Source organism: Rubrivirga marina, assembly GCF_002283365.1.
Classification (GTDB): Bacteria; Bacteroidota; Rhodothermia; order Rhodothermales; family Rubricoccaceae; genus Rubrivirga; species Rubrivirga marina.
In genome coordinates this window covers 2,954,059-2,979,073 of the sequence record NZ_MQWD01000001.1, presented here as the reverse complement: position 1 = coordinate 2,979,073, position 25,015 = coordinate 2,954,059, and the positions used below count along the sequence as shown (strand labels likewise).

Annotated in this window: 22 protein-coding genes; 13 read left to right on the top strand and 9 right to left on the bottom strand. The window is 72.1% G+C overall.

Going from position 1 to position 25,015, the window contains the following annotated elements; genetic code table 11:
• Positions 1-20: 20 nt before the first annotated feature.
• On the bottom strand, positions 21-1,397 hold the full coding sequence (locus BSZ37_RS12410; RefSeq protein WP_095510849.1) for a sigma-54-dependent transcriptional regulator: 1,377 nt from the start codon (positions 1,395-1,397) through the stop codon (positions 21-23).
• Between the two features lie 106 nt (positions 1,398-1,503).
• Positions 1,504-2,355: a tetratricopeptide repeat protein gene (locus BSZ37_RS12405; protein WP_095510848.1), complete on the bottom strand. Its 852-nt coding sequence runs from the start codon at positions 2,353-2,355 to the stop codon at positions 1,504-1,506.
• Positions 2,356-2,579: 224 nt separating this feature from the next.
• Here BSZ37_RS12405 and gap point away from each other — a divergent pair, with 224 nt between their 5' ends.
• From gap to BSZ37_RS12345, 11 genes are all read left to right on the top strand, one after another.
• Positions 2,580-3,581 (top strand): type I glyceraldehyde-3-phosphate dehydrogenase, encoded by a 1,002-nt coding sequence (gene gap / locus BSZ37_RS12400; protein WP_095510847.1) that lies wholly within the window; start codon positions 2,580-2,582, stop codon positions 3,579-3,581.
• 72 nt (positions 3,582-3,653) lie between these two features.
• Complete coding sequence (locus BSZ37_RS12395) at positions 3,654-4,826, top strand: phosphoglycerate kinase (RefSeq protein WP_095510846.1); 1,173 nt, start codon at positions 3,654-3,656, stop codon at positions 4,824-4,826.
• 8 nt (positions 4,827-4,834) lie between these two features.
• Entirely contained in the window at positions 4,835-5,458 is a 624-nt protein-coding gene (locus tag BSZ37_RS22045; RefSeq protein WP_179299613.1) for a trimeric intracellular cation channel family protein, read from the top strand.
• Position 5,459: 1 nt separating this feature from the next.
• Complete coding sequence (locus BSZ37_RS12380) at positions 5,460-6,473, top strand: mechanosensitive ion channel family protein (RefSeq protein ID WP_095510845.1); 1,014 nt, start codon at positions 5,460-5,462, stop codon at positions 6,471-6,473.
• Positions 6,474-6,579: 106 nt separating this feature from the next.
• Entirely contained in the window at positions 6,580-7,548 is a 969-nt protein-coding gene (locus tag BSZ37_RS12375; protein ID WP_095510844.1) for an ABC transporter ATP-binding protein, read from the top strand.
• Positions 7,545-8,462, top strand: coding sequence for an ABC transporter permease (locus BSZ37_RS12370; protein WP_095510843.1), 918 nt, complete (start codon positions 7,545-7,547; stop codon positions 8,460-8,462). The genes BSZ37_RS12375 and BSZ37_RS12370 overlap by 4 nt, the downstream gene beginning before the upstream one ends.
• Before the next feature lie 2 nt (positions 8,463-8,464).
• Positions 8,465-9,484, top strand: coding sequence for a hypothetical protein (locus BSZ37_RS12365; protein WP_095510842.1), 1,020 nt, complete (start codon positions 8,465-8,467; stop codon positions 9,482-9,484).
• A 152-nt stretch (positions 9,485-9,636) separates the two neighbouring features.
• Entirely contained in the window at positions 9,637-11,016 is a 1,380-nt protein-coding gene (locus tag BSZ37_RS12360; protein ID WP_179299612.1) for a T9SS type A sorting domain-containing protein, read from the top strand.
• A gap of 53 nt (positions 11,017-11,069) precedes the next feature.
• On the top strand, positions 11,070-11,942 hold the full coding sequence (locus tag BSZ37_RS12355; RefSeq protein WP_095510840.1) for a dimethylarginine dimethylaminohydrolase family protein: 873 nt from the start codon (positions 11,070-11,072) through the stop codon (positions 11,940-11,942).
• A gap of 4 nt (positions 11,943-11,946) precedes the next feature.
• Entirely contained in the window at positions 11,947-12,726 is a 780-nt protein-coding gene (locus BSZ37_RS12350) for a TIGR04283 family arsenosugar biosynthesis glycosyltransferase (RefSeq protein ID WP_218830494.1), read from the top strand.
• Between the two features lie 131 nt (positions 12,727-12,857).
• A complete protein-coding gene (locus BSZ37_RS12345; RefSeq protein WP_095510839.1) occupies positions 12,858-14,648 on the top strand; it encodes a TonB family protein in 1,791 nt (596 codons plus the stop codon).
• A gap of 34 nt (positions 14,649-14,682) precedes the next feature.
• On the opposite strand, the gene hpt is transcribed toward BSZ37_RS12345, so the two are convergent.
• The 5 genes from hpt to BSZ37_RS12315 all read right to left on the bottom strand — a co-directional run bounded on the left by hpt (position 14,683) and on the right by BSZ37_RS12315 (position 21,136).
• Positions 14,683-15,252, bottom strand: coding sequence for a hypoxanthine phosphoribosyltransferase (gene hpt, locus BSZ37_RS12340; RefSeq protein ID WP_095510838.1), 570 nt, complete (start codon positions 15,250-15,252; stop codon positions 14,683-14,685).
• A 25-nt stretch (positions 15,253-15,277) separates the two neighbouring features.
• Positions 15,278-16,570, bottom strand: coding sequence for a tRNA lysidine(34) synthetase TilS (tilS, locus tag BSZ37_RS22040; protein WP_179299611.1), 1,293 nt, complete (start codon positions 16,568-16,570; stop codon positions 15,278-15,280).
• Entirely contained in the window at positions 16,567-18,537 is a 1,971-nt protein-coding gene (gene mutL / locus BSZ37_RS12325; RefSeq protein ID WP_095510836.1) for a DNA mismatch repair endonuclease MutL, read from the bottom strand. Before mutL ends, tilS begins: the two co-directional genes overlap by 4 nt.
• Before the next feature lie 7 nt (positions 18,538-18,544).
• On the bottom strand, positions 18,545-18,802 hold the full coding sequence (locus tag BSZ37_RS12320) for a hypothetical protein (RefSeq protein WP_095510835.1): 258 nt from the start codon (positions 18,800-18,802) through the stop codon (positions 18,545-18,547).
• Positions 18,803-19,018: 216 nt separating this feature from the next.
• Entirely contained in the window at positions 19,019-21,136 is a 2,118-nt protein-coding gene (locus BSZ37_RS12315) for an elongation factor G (RefSeq protein WP_095510834.1), read from the bottom strand.
• Between the two features lie 172 nt (positions 21,137-21,308).
• On the opposite strand from BSZ37_RS12315, the gene tsaB reads away from it, so the two are divergent.
• The gene (tsaB, locus tag BSZ37_RS12310) at positions 21,309-21,974 is read left to right on the top strand and encodes a tRNA (adenosine(37)-N6)-threonylcarbamoyltransferase complex dimerization subunit type 1 TsaB (RefSeq protein ID WP_179299610.1); all 666 of its coding nucleotides are present in this window, start codon (positions 21,309-21,311) and stop codon (positions 21,972-21,974) included.
• Positions 21,975-21,992: 18 nt separating this feature from the next.
• Positions 21,993-22,892 (top strand): acetyl-CoA carboxylase, carboxyltransferase subunit beta, encoded by a 900-nt coding sequence (accD, locus tag BSZ37_RS12305; RefSeq protein WP_095510832.1) that lies wholly within the window; start codon positions 21,993-21,995, stop codon positions 22,890-22,892.
• Here accD and BSZ37_RS12300 read toward each other — a convergent pair.
• On the bottom strand, positions 22,889-24,163 hold the full coding sequence (locus BSZ37_RS12300; protein WP_095510831.1) for a glycosyltransferase family 4 protein: 1,275 nt from the start codon (positions 24,161-24,163) through the stop codon (positions 22,889-22,891). The two genes, accD and BSZ37_RS12300, sit on opposite strands and share 4 nt — an antisense overlap.
• Positions 24,163-25,014: a sulfotransferase family protein gene (locus tag BSZ37_RS12295; protein WP_095510830.1), complete on the bottom strand. Its 852-nt coding sequence runs from the start codon at positions 25,012-25,014 to the stop codon at positions 24,163-24,165. The genes BSZ37_RS12300 and BSZ37_RS12295 overlap by 1 nt, the downstream gene beginning before the upstream one ends.
• Between the last annotated feature and the right edge of the window lies 1 nt (position 25,015).

Genomic DNA, 25,015 nt, shown 5'->3' with positions numbered 1-25,015 from the left:
CCGCATGCCGGACCCCTCCATCACTCCGGCCTCTCGATCCCGAGGTCCTTCAGCTTGTTGTAGAGGTGCGAGCGCTGGATGCCGATGAGTTCGGCCGTGTGCGAGACGTTCCAGTCGTTCTCGTCCAGCTTCCGCTCGATGAACAGCTTTTCGGCCTGGTCGCGGAACTCGAACAGGGTGTCGTAGCGGTCGATGAGTCCAACCGGCGCGCCGGACGCGCCGCCGGGGACGACGTAGCGGTCCACGTCCTCGGCCGAGATCTGGTCGCCGTCGGACAGGATGAGCAGGCGCTCGACCACGTTCCGGAGCTCGCGGACGTTGCCGCGCCACTCCTGCCGGCGGAGTGCGTCGAGCGCGTCGTCGGAGAACGACTTGCCCTCCATCCCGTTGCGGCGCATGACCTGGCCGAGGATGAACTCGGCGATGCCCGGGATGTCGCCGCGACGCTCGCGGAGCGGCGGGACGTGGACGAGGATGACGGAGATCCGGTGGTAGAGGTCCTCGCGGAACCGGTTCTCGTCGACCCGCTGGAGGAGGTCCCGGTTGGTCGCCGCCACGACGCGGACGTCGACCGGGATCGACCGGTCGCCACCGACGCGCGTGATCCGGCTCTCCTGCAAGGCCCGCAGCACCTTGGCCTGCGCGTCGAGGCTCATGTCCCCGATCTCGTCCAGGAACAGCGTCCCGCCATCGGCCTGCTCGAACTTGCCGATCCGCTGCTTGGTCGCGCCCGTGAACGCGCCCTTCTCGTGGCCAAACAGCTCGGACTCGATGAGCTCCGACGGGATCGCAGCGCAGTTGACCTCGACGAGCGGCCCGTCGGCGCGGCTGCTCTGCGCGTGGAGGTGGCGGGCGACGAGCTCCTTGCCGGTGCCGGGCTCGCCCGTGATGAGCACGCGCGCCTCGCTCGGCGCCACGCGCGCGACCGTCTGCTGGATCCGCGCGATGGCCGGGCTGTCGCCCACGATCGGCGTGAGGTCGCTGGCGCCGGACTGGTCGCGGACGACCTGCTTGAGCCGCGTGTTCTCGACCTGGAGCTGGCCGCGGTCGAGCGCGCCGCGGACGGTCACGAGGAGCCGGTTGAGGTCCGGGGGCTTCTCAAGGAAGTCGACCGCGCCGAGTTGGGTCGCCTCGACGGCCGTCTCGACCGTCCCGTGCCCCGAGATCATGACGACGGGGACCGTCGACTCCGCGTCGTGGAGCGCCTGCAGGACCTCCATGCCGTCCCGCTTCGGCATCTTGATGTCGAGGAGGACGAGGTCGACGCCCTCACGGGCCTTGTCGAGCGCCTCGTCGCCGTCGGCGGCCTCCTCGACCCCGTAGCCCTCGAACTCCAGGATCTCACGGAGCGTCCGCCGGATGGCGGGCTCGTCGTCGGCGATGAGGACGGTGGGCATGCGGGTCGGGAGAGGGGCGGGCCGAAGCTAACGCGGCCCGCTCTCCCTCGTTGCCCAGGGCCGGCGCGCCACTCCGGGGTCGGGCCGGCGCGCGACCGAGGCGGGCCTACTGGCCGTCGGCGTCCGGGGCGTCCGCCGGAACGGCGATCGTGGTGCCCTCGTCGCCGACGACGGCCGCCTCGGCGGCACCGGATGCGGCGGTCGTGTCGGGCGCAATCGGCGCGGCGTTGACGCCACCCGTCGGCTGGCCCGTGGCCGTCGCCATGGCCTGGACCTGGCCGAGCTCGGTCTGCGCCGTGCGGACCTCCGGCGTGCCCTCCCAGTCGTCGATCACGCGCTGGAGCGCGGCCGTGGCCGCCTCGGTGTCGCCGGCGGCGGCGAAGTTGCGGGCCGCGTCGAGGAGGTAGCCGGGGGTCGAGGCCGGCGAGTCGTACTCGCCCGCGGCGTCTTCGTAGAGGCCGGCGGCGCGGGCGTTGTCGCCCTGCTGCTCGGCGATGGCGGCCCGGCCGGCGATGGCGCTGGCCGCCATGAGCCCGTCGCCGTCGTAGTCCTCGAAGTACTCGAGGGCCCGGTCGTAGTCGCCGAGCTGGTAGAGCGCGTCGGCGGCGAAGAACGTGGCCTGCTCGCCGGTGTTGGTCGAGCCGTACTCGTCGGCGATCTCGAGCAGGCCCGGGGCCGCGTCGGTCCCGTCGAGGGCCGCCTGGTAGTTGCCCGCGTTGTACTCGTTGAGGATGGCACCCAAGAGCTGCTGGCCCTCGGCCGAGCGGCGGTCCTGCCACGTCCGCCAGCCGATGATGGCGAGGGCGAGGACGACGAGGCCGGCGATGACCCCGATGACGGTGTTGCGGTGGTCCTCGAAGAACTCCGAGCCTCGCGAGGCGGCGGTCGTGAGGTTGTCCTCACGGAGGTCGTTCGGACGCGACGTCGTGAGCGGCTTCGGCGGGTTGATCTGGGCCATCGGGGGAGATCGGGGGATCTGAAAAACGCGGCCGACGCCGCGAACCGCGAAAGGTAGCGGGCCGCGAACCGGAGGCGCCGTGAAGAGCGGGGCGAGACGACGGTGCGGATCCCGACCGACGCCCTCTTTCAGACGATTTCACCGGACGGGCTGGACCGGAAGCGGTTCGCACCCTGTACCCTCGCTACCGTCCGCCCTCCCTCTCCCCGACCCCACTCCCCCTCATGGCCATCAAGATTGGCATCAACGGCTTCGGCCGGATCGGCCGGCTCGTCTTCCGCTCCATCCTCGAGCGCGGCGACACCGACTTCGACATCGTCGCCGTCAACGACCTGACCGACGCCGAGACGCTCGCGCACCTCTTCAAGTACGACTCGGTCCACGGCGTCTTCCCGGGCGACGTCTCGGCCGAGGGCGACGAGCTCGTCGTCAACGGCGACCGGTTCAAGGTCCTCTCGGAGAAGGACCCGGCCCAGCTTCCGTGGGGCGACCTCGGCTGCGAGGTCGTCGTCGAGTCGACCGGCCGGTTCACCGACGCCGAGAGCGCCGGGAAGCACATCGAGGGCGGCGCCAAGAAGGTCGTCATCTCGGCCCCGGCCAAGGGCGGCGTCAAGACGGTCGTCCTCGGCGTCAACGACGACACCCTCACGGGCGACGAGACGATTGTCTCGAACGCGAGCTGCACGACGAACTGCCTGGCCCCGATGGTCAAGGTCCTCGACGACGCGTTCGGCGTCCAGAAGGGCTTCATGACGACGGTCCACGCCTACACGGCCGACCAGCGGATCCAGGACGCCCCGCACAAGGACCTCCGCCGGGCCCGCGCCGCCGCCCTCTCGATCATCCCGACGACGACGGGCGCGGCCAAGGCCGTCGGCCTCGTGCTCCCCGAGCTCCAGGGCAAGCTCGACGGGTTCGCCCTCCGCGTCCCGACACCGGACGGCTCGCTCACCGACTTCACGGCCATCGTCGACCGCGAGGTCACGGTCGAGGAGGTCAACCAGGCGTTCCAGGACGCGGCGGATGGCCCGCTCCAGGGCATCCTCGAGTACTCTACGGCGCCGCTCGTCTCGATCGACATCGTCCACAACCCGCACTCCTGTATCCTCGACTCGCCCTCGACCATGACCGATGGCACCATGGTCAAGGTCGTCGGCTGGTACGACAACGAGTGGGGCTACGCGAACCGGACGGTCGACCTCGTCAAGAAGCTTATGGAGGGATAGGGCATGCGGGATGGAGGGACGCGACGACGTTCCTCCATCCCTCCATCCCTGTCACACCCCCCATCCCTCCCCATGAACACCCTCTCCGACCTCGACCTGAAGGGCCAGCGCGTGCTGGTCCGGGTCGACTTCAACGTGCCGATGGACGGCGGCACGATCACCGACGACACGCGGATCCAGGCCGCGCTCCCCACCATCCAGGCCATCCTGGATGCGGGCGGGACGCCGGTCCTGATGTCCCACCTGGGCCGCCCGAAGGGCGCGCCCGACCCGCAGTACTCGCTGCGCCCCGTCGCCGAGTACCTCGACCGGCTCACCGAGGCGGACGTGGTGTTCTGTGAGGAGACCGTCGGCGACGCGGCCCAGGCGTGTGTCGACGGGGCGCCAGAGGGCGCCGTCGTGCTCCTCGAGAACACGCGGTTCCTGCCGGGCGAGACGGCGAACGACGCCGACCTCGCCCGCCAGCTGGCCCGCCTCGGCGACGTGTTCGTGTCGGACGCGTTCGGCTCGGTCCACCGCGCGCACGCCTCGACGGCCGGCGTGGCCGAGCACCTGCCCCACGCGGCCGGGAAGCTCCTCGCGACCGAGGTCGACTTCCTGACGAAGGCGCTCGACGAGCCCGACCGGCCGTTCGTCGCCGTCCTCGGCGGCGCGAAGGTGTCCGACAAGATCGGGGTGATCCAGGCGCTCGCGCCGAAGGTGGACCACCTCCTGATCGGGGGCGCGATGGCCTACACGTTCCTCGCCGGCCTCGGCCGGACGACCGGCGACTCGCTCGTCGAGGAGGACCGGAAGGACGAGGCGTTCCGGCTCTACGACCAGTTCCGAGACACGATCGTCCTCCCCACCGACCACGTCGTGGGCGACCGTTTCGCGGCGGACGCCGAGACGAAGGTCGTCGACGGCGACGTGCCGGACGGGTTCTTGGGCCTCGACATCGGCCCCCAGACGCGGAAGGCGTACGCCGACCTCGTCGGGGGCGCGCGGACGGTGATCTGGAACGGGCCGATGGGCGTGTTCGAGATGGAGCCGTTCGCCGGCGGCACGCTCGCCGTCGCCGAGGCGCTCGCCGAGGCGACGCGGGAGCACGACGCCCTCACGGTCGTCGGCGGTGGCGACTCGGTGGCGGCGCTCAACCAGGCCGGCCTCGCCGACGCCGTCACACACGTCTCGACGGGTGGCGGCGCGATGCTCGAGTTCATGGAGGGCAAGACGCTCCCCGGCCTCGCCGCGCTCGACTCCTGACGGCGCGGGTGCTCGACGCCCTCGACCTCGCCGGCACGTTCGTGTTCGCCCTCTCGGGGGCCTTCAAGGCGGTCCGCCTCCGGCTCGACTGGCTCGGCGTCGCCGTCCTGGCGGCGCTGACCGGCATCGGGGGCGGGATCGTCCGCGACCTCCTACTGGGGGTGACGCCGGCGGCGTCGCTCCGCGACGAGCGCTACGTCCTCGTCTGCCTCGCGGGGGCCGCCGCCGTGCTCGTGGCGGCCCCACGCATCGCCGCCCGCTGGAACCGCGTGATGCTGGCCGACGCCGTCGGCCTCGGGCTCTTCGCGGCCCTGGGCGCGTCGAAGGGACTCGACGCGGGGCTCGGCCCCCTCGGGGTCTTGCTCACCGGAACGCTGACGGCCGTCGGCGGCGGCGTCATCCGCGACGTCCTCGTGCGAGAGATGCCGGCCGTGCTCTACAAGGGGTTCTACGCCACCGCCGCCTTGCTGGGGAGCGCCGCGTTCCTGGCGCTGACCGCCTTCGACCTCCCCGAGGCGGCCGCTCTCGGCGTGGCGGTCGTGGTCACCACCGGCCTCCGCGTGACGACGCTCGTGCGCAACACCCAGCTCCCCCGCGCGCCGTACCACCCCGAACCTCCCGACTCGCTCTGACATGCAGCTCACCCCGAACGCCTCCGCTCCGCCCGACACCGTCGCCGTGGACACGGTCGTCGCGACCGGCCCCACGCTCGACGACGCTCGCGCGCTCGGCGCCACGCTCCTCGACGAGGCGTTTTGGCTGACGGTCGCGGACAAGGCCTGGGGGGTCTTCATCACGATCGCGCTGGCCCTCCTCGCCATCGCCGTCGTCAAGCGGATCAAGACTCGGTGGGTCGCCTCCGTCCAGTCCGACTCGACGACCGACAAGCGCCGCCAGCGCGTGCTCACCACGGCCGACCTGCTCGGGTCCGTCGCGCGCTACGTGATCTGGACCGTCGCGGCGCTCGCGGTCCTCCCCATCGTCGGGATGGACATCCGGGGGCTCCTCGCCGGCGCGGGCATCGCGGGCCTGGCCATCGGGTTCGGCGCCCAGACGCTCGTCAAGGACGTGATCTCGGGCTTCTTCCTCCTCTTCGACGACACGCTCGGCAACGGCGACCTCATCCGGTTCGGCCAGGACGTCGGGACGGTCGAGTACGTCGGGCTCCGGCTCATCAAGGTGCGGAAGTTCGACGGTGAGCTCCTGATGATCCCGGCCGGCGAGCTCCGGACGTTCGGCAACAAGTCCATCGGGTTCGCCCGCGCCATCGTCAACGTCGGCCTCAGCTACGAGCAGGACGTGGCCCAGGCGCTCCCCGTCTTGGAGGACGTCGCCCGCGAGTGGGCCGAGACGGACCACGCGAAGGAGGTGATGGTCGAGGAGGCCCCGCAGGTCCAGGCGCTCCTCGACCTCGGCGACTCGGCGGTGACGGCGCGGATCATCGTCCAGGTCAAACCGGGCGAGCAGTTCCCGGCCGAGCGGGACCTCCGCCAGCTCGTCAAGAAGCGGTTCGACGAGCGCGGCATCGAGATTCCGTTCCCCCGTCGGACGGTCTACGTCAAGTCGCTCGGCGGCGACGCCGAGGCGGGCGATGTCGAGGCGGGCGATGCCGACGACGACACGCTGGGCGCGGCGGCCGGGGCGTAGGGAGTCACAGGTCCGCCCGCCTCGGCGTCGAGTCGGGGCGGGCGGCGGGCCCGGCGGCTGGGCCTGCGCCCGTAACCTCGACGGCGACCGCTCGTAGCCGCGCCCCATGTCCGACCTCGCCATCCACACCGCCGGCCTCGGCAAGACCTACGGCGGCCGGCGGCCCGTCGAGGCGCTGAAGCCGCTCGACCTCGAGATCGCGCCCGGCGAGACGTTTGGGCTCCTCGGACCCAACGGCGCCGGCAAGACGACGCTGGTCAAGCTCCTCCTCGGCCTCGCGCGGCCGAGCATGGGCGAGGCCTCGCTGTTCGGCCGGCCCGTCTCCGACCCCGACGCGCGGCGCGTCGCCGGCTACCTCCCGGAGGGCCACCGCTTTCCCCCGTTCCTCTCGGCCCGCGACACGCTCGACCTGTTCGCTCGCATGTCCGGCGTGGACGCCGCGGACCGGGCCACCCGCTCGGCCGACCTCCTCGACCGGGTTCGTCTCGGGGGGGCCGAGGACCGGCCGGTGGGCACGTTCTCGAAGGGGATGCTCCAGCGGCTCGGCCTCGCCCAGGCGCTCATGAACCGGCCGCGGATCGTGTTCTTGGACGAGCCGACTGACGGCGTCGACCCCGTCGGCCGGCGCGAGATCCGGACCCTCATCGAGGGGCTCCGCGCCGACGGCGTGACGGTCTTCCTCAACTCGCACCTCCTGAGCGAGGTCGAGCTGGTCTGCACGCGCGTCGCCATCCTCAAAGACGGCGAGCGGATCCGGATGGGCACGGTCGACGAACTCACGCGCCGGGACCGGGCGTGGCGGCTCGTGACCTCTCCCCTGCCCTCCGCCACCCGCGACGCCCTCGACGGCGTGCTCGCGGTCGAGGGCGCCACGCACCCCGACGGGCTCGTCCGCTCGACGGCGACGCTGCCGGACCGCACGGCGTTGAACGCCGCGCTCGACCGGCTCCGCGCCGACGGCGTCGAGGTCGAAGCGGTCGAGCCGGCCCGTCAGTCGCTGGAGGATCTCTTCGTCGAGGCCGTCTCCGACACGCCCCCCCTCGGCGCCGAGGCCGACCGACCCGCCGACGCATGACCGGTCTGATTCTCCTCACGCTCCGCGAGCTCCGCGCCCGGAAGGTCGTCGTCGGCCTGTTCGTCGTGGCGACGGTCGTCTGGATCGCCCTCGCGTTCGCGCTCCAGCTCGACGTGGTCGACGGCTCGCTCGCCGGCGCCCGCCTGTTCGGCCAGGAGGCGATCGAGGAGCCCATCGAACCGGGGCAGCCCCTCCTCGACGAGGACGGCAACGCGATCCTCGACGACGAGGGGAACCCGCGGACGGACGGCACCGACCTCCCGTTCAACGGCGACACCCTCTTGGAGAGCGTCGTGTTCACGGCCCAGGCGTTCGTCTCCGGAGCGGCGTACTGGATCGGCATCTTGCTCGCCCTGTTCGCGACCGGCGGCCTCATCGCGTCGCTCACCGAGCGCGGCACCGCCGACGTCGTTCTCACGAAGCCGCTGTCCCGGTCGTCGGTGCTGGGCGGACGCCTGCTGGCGGTCATGGTCGTCATGCTCGCCCTCTTGACGTACCTCTTCGGGGCGGTCTGGCTGGTCATGTCGATCAAGACGGGCATCTGGAGCCCGCGCTTCCTGCTCGCGATCCCCGTTGTGTTCGGGATGTTCGCCGTCGTCTACAGTGTGGTCACGCTCGTCGGCGTGTGGAGCGGGAGCGCGCCGCTATCGCTCATCGTCACGCTCGGCCTCGGATTCGTCACGCTCGTCCTCGCCGTCCCGGAGCTGCCGACGCAGATCAACCGGACGTGGCGCCCCATCGTCGTGGGGGCCTACCACCTCTTGCCCAAGTTCGGGAACGTCGGCACGACGATGGTCCCGCAACTCGCGACGGGAGGGGACGTAGGCCCCCTGTATCCCCTGTTGTCGTCGCTCGCGTTCGGCGCGGCCTGCTACGGGCTCGCGTTCGTCCTCTTCTCGCGCAAAGACTACTAGCCATGATTACCGCCCCCTCCCGAACGGCACGCATCGCGCTTCTCGGCACGTTCGGCGCCCTCCTCGCCGCCGGGCTCGCACTCGTCGCCACCGGCTGCACCGACACCGTCGCCGCGCCGGGCATCGGGTCGTCGGCCCAGACGACCGACGCGTTGGCGGTCCTGCCAGCGGACGCCGACGTCTACGGCATGACCAACCTCGCCGAGGCCCGCGACAGCCAGGCCCTCTCGGCTGCGCTCGGCGGCACCGGCCTCGGGATGGTCAGCGGCACCGGCTCCGAGGACTTCGAGGAGTTCATGCGCCTCACCGGGTTCGACCCGAACGAGGACCTCGACCGCGTCTACGTCGCCGCCCGCGAGGGCCAGCCAAAGCGGGCGGCGTTCGTCGCCTACGGCCGATTCGACCGCGAGCGGATCGAACAGTACGTCTCCGACCAGACCGACGTCACGTTCGAGGTGTCGGAGATCGACGGCGTCCCGGTCTACCTCACGACGAGCGAGGACGGCGAGCGCGGCGGGTTCGCCCTCGCCAACGACGAGATGGTCCTGGCCGGCGACGAGGCCACGCTCGCCGACATGATCCGCCGCCTCGGCACGACCGCTGGCCCGGCCGACGCCGAACTCCAAGCCCTCTTCGACCGCGTCGCCTTCCCCGACGGCGCGTGGTTTGTCGCTCGCGGGTTCGACCGCGCCGGCCTCCAGGTCCCCGACGACGCCCCGCCGTCGGCGATGGCCGCCCGCGCCGCCGACGGGTTCGTCGTGTCGATGAACTTCGAGGGCGACGGCATCCCCGTCCGCGCCTTCCTCCAGACGAAGCCCGAGGCGAGCACCGACGACGTGGCCGACGTCGTCCGCGGCGGCATCTCGGCCGCGCGGATCGGAATGAAGGACCAGCCGTCGGCGCTCGACGTGCTCGACCGCGTCGAGGTCGAAGCCGAGGGCGACGGCGTCCGCGTCGAGGGCTACCTGACCCAGGCCTTCCTCGCCGACGCACACGCCACCCACCGGGCCGGCGGCCGCTAACCTCGGGCGTCCGCCCCCCGGTCGCGGCCCCTCCTCGCCTGAGGAGGGGCCGCGGCTCGTTTGGGAAGGGTCCGTGAGCGCGCCTTGCCGCTCGCAATGGGGATGTCGTTGATTGACCCACCGGTCGATCCCATCCCGCCACCCCGATGCCGATGTCCCGTTCGCTCCTCCTCGCGTCGCTCCTCCTCACCGCCGCCCCCCACGCGCAATCTTTCGACGGGCTCGGTCTCCTGCCGGAGAACTCGCAGACCCTCGCCCAGAGCACCTCGAACGGCGGCGCCGTGATCGTCGGCCACGGCGAAGGGCTCACCACCCTCGATGAGGACCGCGCCCAGATCTGGACGCCGACGGCCGGCCTCCGCTTCCTCCAAGACGCGATCGCTCAGGACTTCGGGACGGACACCACCGGCTGGGCCCTCTCGCACGCCAACGACGTCTCGCCCGACGGCCGGGTCATCGTCGGCCGTGGCCTCTACGACGGCCGGCAGAGCGCCTTCCGGTGGACGCCGACCGGCGGCCTCGTCGACCTCGGCACCTTCGGCGGCGTGGCCACCTACGCGGAGGCCACCTCCGACGACGGCGCCGTGGTGGTCGGGGGGGCGTGGCCTGAGGGCGCGACGCAGCCCCGGGCCTTCCGTTGGTCCGCAGAGACCGGGATGGTCGACCTCGGGACGCTCGGAGGTCCAAACGCGGCGGCCACGGGCGTATCCGGCGACGGCCGCGTCGTGTTCGGCGCGGCCGAGGACGAGAACGGGAGGAGCCGTGCCGTCCGGTGGATCGAGGGCGGGGATGCCGTCCCCCTGGGGTCGCTGGGGAACATGGGGCTGGGCCGGGCGGACGGGTCGTCCCCGGACGGCCGCGTGATCGTCGGTTCGTCGGTGACGGAGGACAACGTCTGGGAGGCCTTTCGCTGGACCGAGGAGCAGGGCATGGTCGGGCTCGGCCTGCTCGACGGCGGCCGGGTCCGCGCGCGCGATTCCCGGGCCGTCGCGACCTCGGCGGACGGCAGCGTCGTCGTCGGGGGCGTCCTCAACGTCGGCGGGTACTACGAGGCGTTCGTCTGGACCCAGGACGAGGGGATGCGGCTGCTCCAACCACTCCTCGAGGAGGACTACGGGCTCGACCTCGAGGGGTGGATCCTCGTCCTTGCCACCTCGATCTCGGAGGACGGCTCCGTCATCGTCGGCTACGGGTTCAACCCGGACGGCGTGTACGAGGGGTGGCGGGCGGAGGTCGACCTCGCGACGGCAGGTGAGGAGGACGCCAGCCGCGCCGGCCTGAGCCTCCGCGCCGCGCCGAACCCCGCCCTGGGCCGGACGACGCTGACGCTGTCGCTCGACCGCGCCGGTGACGCTTCGGTGACGCTCCACGACGTGCTCGGCCGCGAGGTCGCGACGCTCCACCGCGGCCCGCTGGCGGCCGGCGCCCACCGCCTCCCCGTGGGCGTCGCGGGCCTCCCGGCCGGCGTCTACGTCGCCCGTGCCGAGGCGGCCGGTCGGGTCATCAGCCGGACGCTGACGGTGGTCCGCTGAGAGGACGGGTCGGGCGAGTACCAGGCTACCTTCGGGCTCCTCCTCTCCTGCCCATGTCCGCCGACTTCTCCATCGACGCGCTCCCGCCGATCCCCCGCCCCGGCCGGGTCCTCCTGACCTCACCCGACCACTTCCGCGTCGAGTATGTCATCAACCCGCACATGGCCGGCAACGTCGGCGATGTGGACCCGTCGATCGCGCGTCGGCAGTGGGACGCGCTCAAGGACACGTACGAGCGCCTCGGGATGGAAGTCAACGTGCTCGCGGGCATCCCGGACCTCCCGGACATGGTGTTCTGCGCCAACCAGTCGCTCCCGTACCAGACGCCGGGCGGCGAGCTCGGGGTCGTCCTCAGCCGGATGCACGCGGCGCAGCGGAAGCCGGAGGTCGAGCACTACGAACGGTTCTTCGGCAGCGTCGGCTACGAGGTCCAGGGGCTCGACCCCGACCTGCCCGGCGACTTCGAGGGGATGGGCGACGCGATCTGGCACCCCGGCCGCTACCTCCTCTGGGGCGGCTACGGCTACCGCACCGACCGCCAGGTCTACGAGCGCTTCGCCGAGAAGCTCGGCTTCCCCGTCATCGCCCTCGAGCTGACCGACCCCGACTTCTACCACCTCGACACCTGCCTCTGCCCGATCGACGAGGAGACGGCGCTCTACTACCCGGGTGCGTTCACGGACGAGGGGATCGCCGCGATCAAGGCCCACTTCCGGCGGACCATCGAGGCGCCGGAAGACGACGCCCGTGAGCGGTTCGCCTGCAACGCGCACTCTCCCGACGGCGAGCACGTCCTGATCCAAGCCGGCAGCGCGACGACGAACGACCTCCTCCGGGCCGGCGGCTACGAGCCCGTCGAGCTCGACACGAGCGAGTTCCTGAAGTCCGGCGGCTCGGTCTTCTGCATGAAGCTGATGTACTGGTAGCGGGATGCGGGACGCGGCATCGGGGATGGGGGACGCCGATTCGGACGTCGACGCCGATTCCGCCCCTCCGGCGTCCCGCATCTCGGTGATCGTCCCGGCCTGGAACGAGGCCGAGCGGATTGAGGAGACGCTCGCCTCGGTGGTCCGGCAGGCGGGACCGTGGGAGGTCCTCGTGGCCCTAGGGGACTCCGACGACGGGACGGCCGAGGCGGCCCTACGAGCGCTGCCGGAGGCCCGAATCCTCCGCGGCGCGCGGGGCCGAGCGCGGCAGATGAACGACGGCGCCGCGGCCGCCACGGGCGACGCCTTCCTGTTCCTCCACGCCGACACGCGGCTTCCGCCCGGCGCGCTCGACGCCGTCCGCCACGCGCTGGCCGCCCCGACCGTCGTTGCGGGCTGTTTCCGGACGGCGTTCGCCCTCGACGGCGCGCGGTTCGGCCCCCTCGGCCGTAGGGCCATGCGGGCGTGGAGCGCTCGGTTCTGGATGCGATGGCACCGCTTCGCCTTCGGCGACCGGGCGCTGTTCGCGAGGCGCGAGGCGTTCGCGGCCGTCGGCGGCTTCCCGGACCAGCCGATCTTCGAGGACCTCGACGCCGTCCGCGCCCTCCGCCGTCACGGCCGGTTCGTCTTCCTCGACGCCGAAGTCGAGACGTCCGCGCGGCGGTTCGAGCGGCACGGGGCAGTCCGTCAGCAGCTCCGGAACGCGGGCCTCTGGGCCGCGTGGCTCCTCGGAGCCGACCCGGTCCGGCTCAAGCGGTTCTACAGCGACCGCGACCGGGGCTGAGGCTTCGCCTGTCGCGATCGCATGATGCGGACCGAAACGGTCACGGTGGCGTTGCATCGGCGCCGACTGTAGAGCCCCCACGGCGCTCCGGTGCGGCGCTGTCTCCGAGCCGACCGGCCTCTCCCCTGCTCATGCGGACCCTCCTCGTACTCTCTCTTCTCGCCTCGGCCTCGATGGCCTCGGCGCAGACCTCGTTCCGTCTCGTCGACCCGGTCCTCTCCATCGGCGGCGCCCTCGTGGCAACCTCCAGCGGGCCGATCGCTCAGGACCCGTTCGGCGTCCTCACGATCGGCGTGCCGGGCGACGGCACGTACACGGTGTCGGAGCGGCCGTTCGCGGGCGCCCGCCGGGCTGGCCAGTTCGACGGCGACGGGCTGTACTTCGCCGCCGGCGGGCGGAGCGTCCGCCTAGTCTCGCGCGAGCCGATCCTCTCGTTGGCCGGCCCCACCTCGGCGTACGTGCGGTACGAGCCGAGCGGAGGCCGCCGCGCACAGGGCGTCGCCCGTCTCACCGTGGCCGATGACCAAATGGGCCGAGGACGCCGCCCATCCCCCACCCAGCGACGGGTGACGCGCACGTCCGGCCCTCGCGCCACCGCGCGCTCGGGCGACGCCCCAGGGACCGCCGAGGTCGCCCGACTCCGGAGCGAGCTCAGCCGTCTCGTCGCCGACCGCCAGCGTCTGGCCGGAGAGCGCGACCGTCTCGAAGCCGAGCGCGACGCCGCACGCCGGTCCCCCTCGCCTCGGACCTCGACGTGGTCCGCACAGACGGCGGCCGCCCAACGCGCCCTGGCCGACGTGGCCCAAGAGCGGGACCGGCTCGTTCTGGAACGGGACCAGTTGGCGACCGCCCTCGCGCGGGCCCAGGCCGAGCGCGACCGCCTCGCGGCGGAGTTCGGGGCCCTCCGCCAGCGCACCGAGGTGACCGAGGCCCGCGCCGCGCGGTCCGGCCGCGCCTCCGACGAGGTACGCGACCTCCGCGCCACGGTCGACCGCCTCCGCGCCGAGCTCCAGTTGCGGGACCGGACGATGGACCTTCTCCGGGCCGAACAATCTGATCGCCGGGATCGAATGCCGGCCGCCGAGGCCGCCCTCGCCGACGCCCGTCGCCAGCTGGCTGACGCCGTCGCCGCACGCGACCGGGCCTACGCCGACCGCGACGTGGCCTACCAGCAGCGCGACGACGCGTACCTCGCCCGCGACGCCGCTGCCGTCGAGGCGGACGCGCTCCGCGCAGAGCGGACCGAGTGGCTCGAGGAGCGGACGCGCCTCCTCGCCGACCGCCCGCCCGCCCCGCTCACCCAGAACGACCTCGCCGCGGAGCGCGCCGCCCTGGCCCGCGACCGCGCCCTCCTCGACGCCGACCGGGCCGCCCTCGCCGCCGAGCGCGAGGCGTTCGAGGCCCTCCGCCGCTCGCAGCCCGGCGCCCCCGACCTCGGCGACCGCCAGACCCTCCTCGACGAGCTGGTCCAGACGCAGACCGAACGCGAGGCGCTCCTCGCCGAGCGCGACCGGCTCGCCCTCGAGCTCCAGGCCCTCCGCGCCGACCGCACGCCCCCCACGCCGCCCCGCGCCGATCCCCAAACCATCCGCACGCCCGTGGCGCCGTCGGACGGGGCCGTCGCGTTCCTACCCGGCTTCGACTTCGGCCGCCTCGCCAACCCCGACGTCGTCCGCCGACGGCTCGACGAGGCCGAGTATCCGCGGTGGGCGACCGTCGGGCGCATCGAGGGCGACGTGCTCGTGCTGTTCCAGACCGACGACTCGGGCCGCGTCGTCCGCACCGCCGTGCCGCAGCCGCTCGGCGGCGGCCTCGACGGGCTGGCCGAGGAGATCGTCCGAGAGATGCGCTTCGTCCCGCCGGTGGTCGATGGGCAACCGACGGGCCTCCGCTCGCAGGTCGTCGTCCGGTTTGATCTCTAGCGGAAGGGCTGTCTCAGCGACCGCCCCCTGCGTCTCAGGCCTCCTCGTCCAGGATGTAGATCGCCCGGAGGTTGCGGGCGAGCTGGCCGTAGTCGAGCCCGTAGCCGATGACGAACAGGTTGTCGATGTCGAACCCGACGTAGTCCACGTCGACCTCGACCTTGGCCGCCTCGGGCTTGCGAAGGAGCGTGGCTGACCGGAGCGACGCCGGGTTCAGCGCCTCGATCTGGTCGAGGACGTACTTCATCGACAGCCCGGTGTCGACGATGTCCTCCACCACGATGACGTGCCGACCCTCCAGCTTCGCGTCGACGTTTTTGAGCTCGGTCACCTGGCCGCTCGACACCTTCCGCTCGCCGTAGCTCGAGAGCTTGTAGAAGTCGACCTCGGAGTCGGCCGGGATGGCGCGCATGAGGTCGGCGGTGAACATGAACGCGCCGTTGAGCACGCCGATGAGGATGGGGATCCCGACGTCGGCGTAGTCGGCCGCGATCTGCTCACCGAGCTCGCGGATCCGCGACTGGATCTGCTCCTCGCTCAGGTAGAGCTTGAACCGCTCCCCGCGGCAGGTGACGGCGTCGGGGGCGGCGGCGAGTTCGGGCATCAGGAGACCGGGTGCGAGACGGAAGCTACCGCCCCTCGCCGTCGGCGCGCCATGTCCACCGGACCGCCCGGGTGGTGTCCGGGCGGACCGCGGCGAATGCCGCCAGCCGGTGCCCCACGACCCACGCGACGTCCCCGCCCACGAGGACGACCGGCACGCGGTCGCGGTCGGCCCGTGGCACGCCGCGATCCCGCAGCAGGTCCGAGACGAGCTGACTCCCGTGGAGCCCGAGCGGCCGGATTCGGTCCCCGTCGCGCCAGCGCCGCGTCTCGACGGCCCCCGCAACGGCGTCGGCGTCGACGATCTCTTCGAGTGGATCGGCGCTGAACGAGGCGGGCACCGCGCGCAGCGGGGTGACCACGAGCGACCCACCGGGTCCGATGCCCGGCTCGGGGTCGAAGCGGAGGGCGTCCGCCTCGCGCCACACGCGAAGGCCGGCGGCGTCGACCCTCGTCCCCACCTGCGCCTCGGGCAGCCGGGCGAGCCGCTCGAGGAGGGGTCGGGAGCGTGACACGGAGGGCGCCCAGGCCGCGACGGCTTCTGCCAGAACGAGCGCTCGCGCGGCCTCGGAGAGGTCTGCCAGCGCGTCGAGGCGGAGCCGGTCGGGGCCGTCGCTGGCCCCTTCGAGCCAGAGTCGCACCAGATCCCCCGCGGCCCTCGCCGCGTCGGCCGACGCGGCAATCCGACTCGCGACCTCCTGGCCTCCCATGGATTCCAACAACGGCATCACGTTGTGCCGGAGCCAGTTCCGCGAGTAGACCTTGCTCGCGTTCGAGGGGTCGTCCCGCCACGTCCAGCCCTGCGCGCGGGCCTCGACCTCGACCTCTGCGCGACGCAGGTCGAGCATCGGTCGAACCAGCATCGTGCCCTCCCCCAGCGGTCGAGCCGGTGGCACGCCGGCGAGGCCCCGCAACCCGGCGCCGCGGACGAGAGCCGCGAGGACCGTCTCGGCTTGATCGTCGGCCGTGTGGCCCGTGGCGACGAAGGGGCAAGCGTGCTGCCGGGCCGCCTCCGCGAGCGCGGCGTAGCGCACTCGGCGGGCCTCCGCCTGCACGTTCCCAGGCGGCACCTCCACCGCGACGCGCTCTACCAGCACACCAAGGTCGGCCGCCAGCGTGGCGACGAACGCGCCGTCCTCTTCGCTCCCTGGTCGCAGCTGGTGGTCGACGTGGCAGGCCACGAGGGGCTGGCCGAGGCCGGAGAGCGTCCGCAGGAGCGTGACCGAATCGAGCCCCCCACTGACGGCGACGAGCACGCGGTCGGACGGGCCGACGCCGCACGCGCGGAGCCCGTCGCGGACGCGCGTGGCGAAGGTCACCGCGGCCGGAAGCGGCGCTCGACCTCCTCCATCGTCACCCGCGTCATCGTCGGGCGGCCGGCCGGGTCGCTGAACGGGTCGTCGCAGCCGAAGAGTTGGTCGACGAGGAGGCGCGCCTCGGTGGGGCCGAGGACGTGGCCGGGGCGGATCGCGCTCCGGGCGGCCATGCTGCGGGCGAGGTTCTCGCGGGCGGAGAGCCGGAGGCTCCGCCGGTTGCGGCGGAACTGGGCGAGGAGGTCGTCCAGGACCTCGCGCTCGTCGCCGAGCGTGACGTCGGCCGGGACGCCGCGAACGAGGATCGGCTTGCCCTCCTTGAACTCCATCTCGAACCCCAGCGCGCCGAGGTCGGACAGGATCTCGGCCAGCAGCTCGCGGTCGGCCGGCCCGAGGTCGACGGTGAAGGGGAACAGGAGCTGCTGGCTGGCGGCCATCCCGCTCGCCATCGTCGAGAGGGCGCGCTCGTAGAGGATCCGCTCGTGCGCCGCCCGCTGGTCGACGACCAGGAGGCCGGAGCGGACGGGCGACAGGAGATAGCGGCCGTGGAGCTGCCAGAACGTGCGGTCGGGGTCGTCGTCCAGCTCGAGGTCGTCGACGCCCTCGGGCGCCGGCCCGAGGCGGGACGGGATCGGGCCGACCGGCGCCTCCGGCACCACGGGCGGCGGAGCCGGCACGCGCGGTTCGTCCGTATGGTCGGTGGGCCGCACCGGGGCGTCGGGCAGCGGCGGCATCGCGTCGGGGCCCGAGCCGGCCTCGAGCCGGAACGTCGGCGCCGAGGGCGGGACGTGCGAGTGCGAGGCGCCGTCGCCGTTGGACGGCGCGGGCGGCGGAGCGAACGACGGCCGGTCCACCCCTTCCGCCTCGGTACCCGGCCCGACCGACTCCACGCCCGAGGCGGGCGGGGCTGGCCCGACGCGACGAGCCCGCGGATCGAACGCCAGCCCGAGGCCGCCCTCCGCCAGCGACCGCTTCACGACGGCCTTGACGAAGCTGTACACGCCCCGGTCGTCGTCGAACTTGACCTCCGTCTTGGTCGGGTGGACGTTGACGTCGACGTGCCGCGGGTCGACGTCGAGGAACAGGGCGTAGAGGGCATGCTGGCGCTCGGGGAGGAGCGCGCCGTACGCCCCGGCGACGGCGTGGTCGAGCTGGCGGCTCTTGACGAAGCGGCCGTTGATGAACACGTACTGCTCGCCGCGGCTCTTCCGCGCGCGGTCCGGCGACGCCACCAGACCGGAGACCGAGAGGTAGCTCGTGGTCTCCTCCACCTCGACGAGCTTGCCGACGAGCCCCCCGCCCGCGAGCGCGTCGAGCCGGTCCGCGAGGGCGTCCGGTCCGTCGCTGGCCGGCAGCCGCCACACCTCGTTGTCGTCGTGGACGAGCGAGAACGCGACCGACGGGTGAGACAGGGCGAGCGCCTGGAAGGCCTCGACGAGGTGCTTGAACTCCGTCGCCGGGCTCTTCAGGAAGGCCCGCCGCGCCGGCACGTTGAAGAACAAGTTCTTGACGGCGACGCACGTCCCGACCGGGGCCGCGCACGGGGTCACGTCCTCGAGGTCCCCGCCGTCGACGCGGACGCAGACGGCGGCCTCGTCGCCGCGTCGCCGGGTCTTGAGCTCGACCTGCGCCACGGACGCGATCGACGCAAGGGCCTCGCCTCGGAACCCGAGCGTGCGAAGCCGCTCGAGGTCCTCGAACCGGCGGAGCTTGCTGGTCGCGTGGCGACCGAAGCTGGCGACGGCGTCGGCCGGGCCCATGCCGCAGCCGTCGTCGGTCACCTGGATCAGCTCGCTCCCGGCCCGCTTGAGGACGACGTCGACCGAGCCGGCCCCCGCGTCGAGGGCGTTCTCGATCAGTTCCTTGAGCGCGTTCGCCGGCCGCTGCACGACCTCGCCCGCCGCGATCTTGCTCGCGAGCGTGTCGGGCAGGGCCTGGATCAGCCCGTCGGTGGCGGCGTCGGGCGTGAGCATCGGGGGCCTATCCGAAGAACCACCCGCCGAACGCGGTCACGCGCTCGACGATGTCTCCGATGTGGAGGTAGAGGTAGAACGCGAGCGCCAGCCCGAGGCCAACGGCCACGAACTGGGGCTGCTTCGTCTTGCGCTGGCGGCGCTCGCTGGGACGGACGAACTGGAGCTGCCGCTTCCGGCGGGCGTCGGCATCAGGGTCGTAGAACCGCGGCTCGTAGCTGAAGCCGCGGGGACGGGAGAGCTTGCCACTTCGGAGTCCTAACATGATCGGTCCGGCTGCTGTCCGAAAGTAACGACGGCCGCCCGCCGTCCGTGCCCGCAACATCCGGCGCCCGGCTGACACCGGTCGGTCAGGGACCGCTCTCTACCGCCGACGCCTCCCCACGCCGGACTCGATCACGCCTCCGCCACCCCCGCCTCGACGCCGAGGCCGGCCGACTCGGCGCGTCAGGCCGGCCGCGCAGCCGAGGGAGGGCCGGCGTCAGGCCGCGGCGTCCGCCATCCGGCCTGAGACGAGCTGGTCCTGTACGTCGCGGGGGACCGGGTCGTAGTGGCTGAACCTGGCGCGGTGGAGGCCGCGGCCCTGCGTCATCGAGCGGAGCGACGTCGAGTACCGGTACAGCTCGGCCTCCGGGACCTGCGCCACGATCTTCTGGAACGGGCCCTCCGCTACCATCCCCTGGATCCGCGCGCGGCGCGTGTTGAGGTCGCCGAGGACGTCGCCCATGTAGGCCTCGGGCACGAGGACCTCGAGCTCGACGATCGGCTCCAGGATCGCCGGCCGCGCGTCGCGGAAGCCGTCGCGGAACGCCATCTTCGCCGCCGTCTTGAACGCGTTCTCGTTCGAGTCGACCGAGTGCATGCCGCCGTCGAACACGACCACGCGGACGTCCCCAACGGGGTAGCCGGCGACCGGCCCCTGGCGCAGCATGTCGGCCACGCCCTTCTGGATGGCCCCGAAGAACCGCTGCATGTCGATGACGCCGCCCACGATGGCGTCGACGAAGTGGACCTTCGAGCCCCAGTCGGTCTCGGCCGTGTGCTCGCCGCGGACCTTCATCTGGCCCTCCGGCTGAAACTCCCCGTCGAGCGGTTCGACGAGCAGGGAGATGTCGGCGAACTGGCCGGCGCCGCCCGTCTGCTTCTTGTGGCGGTACCGCGCCTCGGCGCGGCCGCGGACGGTCTCGCGGTAGCTCACCTTCGGCCGCTCGAACGCGACCTCGACGCCGGCGCGGTGGGCGAGGCGGTACTTCGCGATGTCGAGGTGCATCTCGCCCTGTCCTGCGACGGTGACCTGGCCGAGGTGGGCGTCGTGCTCGACCACCAGTGACGGGTCCTCCTTGACGATCTGGGCGAGCCCCTGCGCCATCTTGTCCTCCTCGCCCTGGTGTACGGCGTGGATGGCCAGCCGCATGCGGGGCTCGGGGTACTCGACCGGCGTCACGACGGCGCTGGAGCCGCGCTGGCGGAGCGTGTCGCCGGTGCTCGTGTGCTTGAGCTTGACCGTCACGCCGACGTCGCCGGCCACGAGCTGCGGCACGGGGTCGCGGTCCTTGCCGTTCACGGCGTAGAGCGCACCCAGTCGCTCCATCGACGAGTCGCTCGCGTTCTCGAGGTCCTGGCCCTGCGTCAGCATCCCGTCGTAGACCTTGAGGTACGAGTACTCGCCGACGTGCTCCTCGGCCATCGTCCGGAACACGAACGCCACCGGCGCGGCCTGTGCGTCGACCGAGACCGAGCCAGCGTCCATGTGCGGCGGCGGCATCTCGGCCGGGCTCGGGCACACGTTGTCGATGAAGCTCATCAACCGTGACACGCCAACGTTCTCATTCGCGACCGTCAGGAAGACGGGGAACAGCTCGCGATTGAGCATGGCTTGGTGGAGGCCCTTCCGCATCTCGTCCTCCGTCAGCTCGCCCTTCTCGAAGTAGAGGTCCATGAGCCCCTCGTCGTTCTCGGCGATCGACTCGACGAGCTCGTTGTGGAGGGCGTCGGCGCGTTCCTTGAAGTCGTCGGCGATCGGCTCGAAGTGGGCCTGCCCTTTGTCGTCGAACCGAATCTGCTTCATGAGCAGGACGTCGATGATCGTCCGCGTCCCCGAGCCGCCCGGGAGTTGCATCGGGATGGCCGCCCGGCCGAACCGGTCGCGGACCTTGTCCAGCGTCGTCGCGAAGTCGGCGGCGGCGGTGTCGAGCTTGTTGAGGACGAAGAGCGCTGGCGTCTCGGTGTTGCGGGCGTAGGTCCACGCCAGCTCGGTCCCCACCTGGACGCCTTCGGCCGCGTCGATGACGAACACGGCCGTGTCGGCGACTTTGAGGGCCGTGATGGTCTCGGCCGAGAAGTCGAGGTAGCCGGGCGTGTCGAGCACGTTGATCTTGTGGCCCTCCCACTCGGCGTGGAGCAGCGACGTGAAGACCGACATCGTCCGCTCGCGCTCACTGTCGTGGAAGTCGCTCGCCGTCGAGCCCTCCTCGACGGTCCCCATGCGCGGGATCGCGCCGGCGCTGAAGAGCATGGCCTCGGCCAGCGTCGTCTTTCCGCTCCCCTGGTGGCCCACGAGGGCGACGTTGCGGATGTGGTCGGCGTCGTAGACGGTCATGGCAGGTGGGATGGACGAAGCCGGAAGCGCTTCGAAAGGAGGGGGATGCAAAGATCCCCGGGCGTGAAGGAAATGTCAAGGAGGAAGGGTTCGGGGTTCTGCGGGTTGTGCAGGTCCCACGGGTCCCCTCATCCCCTCTAGACCCGTCTCACTGCCGCACTCTCCCACCCCTGTGCTCACCCTTGGCATCGACACCGCCACCGACGTCTGCGCCGTCGCCCTCCTCGACGGAGAGCGCGTGCTGTTCGAGGCCGCCCTCTCGGTGCCCCGGTCGCACGGCCGGCGCCTCGCCCCCCTCCTTCGGGAGGCCTTCGCGCACGTCGAGCGGGACCCGGCCGACCTCGGGCTCGTCGCCGTCGCCGCTGGGCCGGGCTCGTACACGGGGCTCCGCATCGGGACGAGCACGGCCAAGGGCCTCGCCCTCGCCACCGGCGCCGCCCTCGTCGGCGTGCCGACGCTCCGCGCGCTCACCACCAGCAGCACGGTGGGAGGACCGATCTGCGCCATCCTCCCATCTCGACGCGGCGAGGTCTACGTCGCGGTCTACGACGGCGACGTCGAGGTCGCCGCCCCCGCCGCGCTCTCCCTCGACGCCGTCGCCGACTGGCTGCCCGCCTCCACCCTCGCCCTCGGCGGGCCGGGCGCCGACCGGCTGGCCGACCTCCGTCCCGACCTGCCTCGCGTCGAGCTCGCGTCTTCCGGTGCCGTCGTCGCCCGCCTCGGCCAGGGCATCGCCGAGGCCGAGGGTCCCGACGACGTCGCGGCCCTCGAACCGCTCTACCTCAAGCCCGTGGCGACGTCACAGCCGGGCGGTATCTTGAGACCTTCGACCCTATGACGACCCTCCGGCAATTCCATGGCTTGGTTTAAGCGCAACTCGGCCGGCATCAAAACCGACCGCCGGGACCGCAACGAGACCCCGGAGGGCTACTGGCTCAAGTGCCCGTCCTGCGACACGATCACGAGCCAGCGGGAGCTCGAGGAGCACCTCCTCGTGTGCCCCTCGTGCGGCCACCACTACCCGATGTCGGGGCTCGGTTACCTCCGGCTCCTCTTCGACGAGGGCGCCTTCGACCGCCACGACGCCGACCTCCACTCCGTCGACCCGCTCGAGTTCGTCGACCGGAAGCCGTACGCCGAGCGGATCGTGGCGGCCGACCGGAAGACGGGGCTCAACGACGCGGCCGTCTCGGGCACGGGCGTCATCGGCGGGCACCCGGCGTCGGTCGCGGCGATGGACTTCACCTACATCGGCGGGTCGATGGGGTCGGTCGTCGGCGAGACGGTCACGCGAGCGGTGCGCCGCGCGGTCGAGGAGGAGCGGGCGTGCGTCGTCATCAGCCAGTCGGGCGGGGCGCGAATGATGGAGGGCGCGCTCTCGCTCATGCAGATGGCCAAGACGAGCGCGAACCTCGCCGTGCTTGCTGAGAAGGGGCTCCCCTACGTCTCGGTCCTCACGCACCCGACGACGGGCGGCGTGACGGCCTCATTCGCCATGCTCGGCGACCTCAACATCGCTGAGCCGGGCGCGCTCATCGGGTTCGCCGGCCCGCGCGTCATCCGCGAGACGATCGGCCGCGACCTCCCGCCGGGCTTCCAGACGGCGGAGTTCCTCCAGGAGCAAGGCTTCGTCGACCGGATCGTCCCGCGCGGCACGCTGCGCCCGACCCTCGTCCAGCTGTTCGACTGGGTGTTCGGGGCGGGAGCACCGGCCGACGAGCCCGCCGAGGCAGCGACGACCGAGGCCGAGGGCTAATCCGCCCCGACCCGCACCGGCGCTACGGGCCGGGCCGGCAGGTCGAATCCGAACCGGGCGGCCAGGAGGTCGGCCCACGCCTCGCAGAGGACGGCCCGATCGTACTCCGTCTCGAACGCCGCGCGCGCCCGCTCCCCCATCACCCGGCGCTCGGCGGGGGCGTCCGCCAGTCGACGGAGCGCGGCGACGAGGTCGGCCCCGCTCCCCCCCGCCTCGGGGTCGATGACCTCGCCGACGTCGTGCTGGCGGATCGTCTGCGCCGACTCGGACCGCTCGGGCCCGACCATCACCACGGGACGCCCAGCGGCCAGGATGCCGTAGAGCTTGCTCGGGACGACGATCCCCGCCATCGACTCGCGGAGCGTCAGGAGGTGGACGTCGCCCGCCGAGAGCGAGGCCGCGAGCTCCTCTCGTGGGAAGTAGTCCTCGTAGCTCGCGTTCTCGATCCGCTCCGCCTCGATGAACGCCTCGACCTCCGCGCGCCGCGGGCCGGAGCCGACGAAGAGGAAGTAGAAGCGGTCGTCGTCCTGGAGCGTGCGCATCGCCTCGCAGATCTCCTCGAAGCGGTGCGCCACCCCCGCGTTGCCGGAGTACATCACAACAACCTGATCGGCGTCGATCCCGAGCGAGCGGCGGACCGGGTTCTCCGCGGGGTCGAGGGGCCGGACGCCCGCGCCGTCGCTCCACATCCCGATCGTGACGAGCCGATGGGTCGCGACGCCCTTGGCCGCGATCCGCTCCTTCATGCGGAATCCGAGGTCGACCACGAGGTCCGCGCCGCGGTAGCCCGCGTCGTTGAGTCTATGGAGCACGCGGGCGGGTAGGCCGCGCTCCGACAGCATCCCGATGGCGACCTCGGCGTCCGGGTGGAGGTCCATCGACCAGACGGCGTATTGCTGGCCACGGAGTTGGCCGGAGAGCCGCGCGGCGACGCTCAAGAGCGGCGGCGTCGTGAGGACGATCACGAGGTCGTAGCGCTCCCCCGTCAGGAGGCGTCGGAGCACGCCGAGGTAGTAGCCGGCGTAGTCGGCGATCCGACCGAGGTGGGACGAGCGACCGAACGACGTCGACGAGAGGCGGCGGACGCGGACGCCATTCCGGGTCTCCTCGGCCGGCGCCTCGAGGTCGCCCGAGACGTACTTCCCGCGGCCGGTCAGGACGTCGACCTCGAAGCCACGCGCAGCGAGGTGCTCGGCGAGGTCCGTCAGGATCTGACCCGTCGCGGCGACATCCGGCCAATAGTGCTGGTTGACGAAGAGGAGGCGGGGCATCAGGCGTAGCCGAGTTCCGTGCGGAGCGGCTCGAGGTAGGGGTCGATGTCAGCCGGGTCGAGGCTCGAATCATAGCTCGTCCGGTTGCCCTCATCGATGAACGTCTCGGCATATGCGCGGACCTCCTCGCTCGGGCGGAGCTCCAGAAAGTCGAGGATCGCAGCCATCTGCCCCACCGGGTCCGCCATGACGTCCTCGAATCGGACCGTCATCTGCCGCCCGTCCGGGATCTGGGCCAGCCCGGCGAGGGCAGCGCGGACGCTCTCGCGCCACTGGACCGCGCACGCCGCCACGACGCCCTCCTGGTCGCGAACCTCGCGGAGGCCCGGGAACTGCGGACCCCAGACGTACGCCTTCTGGGGGAAGAGCTGGCGCCCGACGACGTCGCGGAATACCGCGGCGGCGTAGAACGGGGCGTCGCGGAGTGGGAACTCCAGCTGGGTGAGTCGGCGGCGAAGCGCGCGCTTGTCGGGTGTCTTGGTCCACATCCGGAGCGCGGAGCGCGTCGAGTCCCGGCCGTCGCGGATCACGTGGAGGTAGCGGGCCTCAGGGAGGACGGCCTCGACGAACGGCAGGCGGAAGCAGTTGCTCGGCGTCTTCTCCATGAACCGGGGCTTCCCCGCGCGTTCGGCGTACCGCTCGAACGACTGCCGGATGTAGCGGCGGACGCGCGGGGTGGCGTCGGCAGCAAGGCGGAGATCGTCCGGCGCGAGCGGCCGGCCGTAGCGCCAGACGTACTTCGGCTCCATCCAGAAGGCGACGTCGGGGTGCCGCTTCAGGACGCGGCTCGTCATGGAGGTGCCCGAGCGGGCCGCGCCGACGACGACGATGGGGCGGTCGAGATCGGCCACG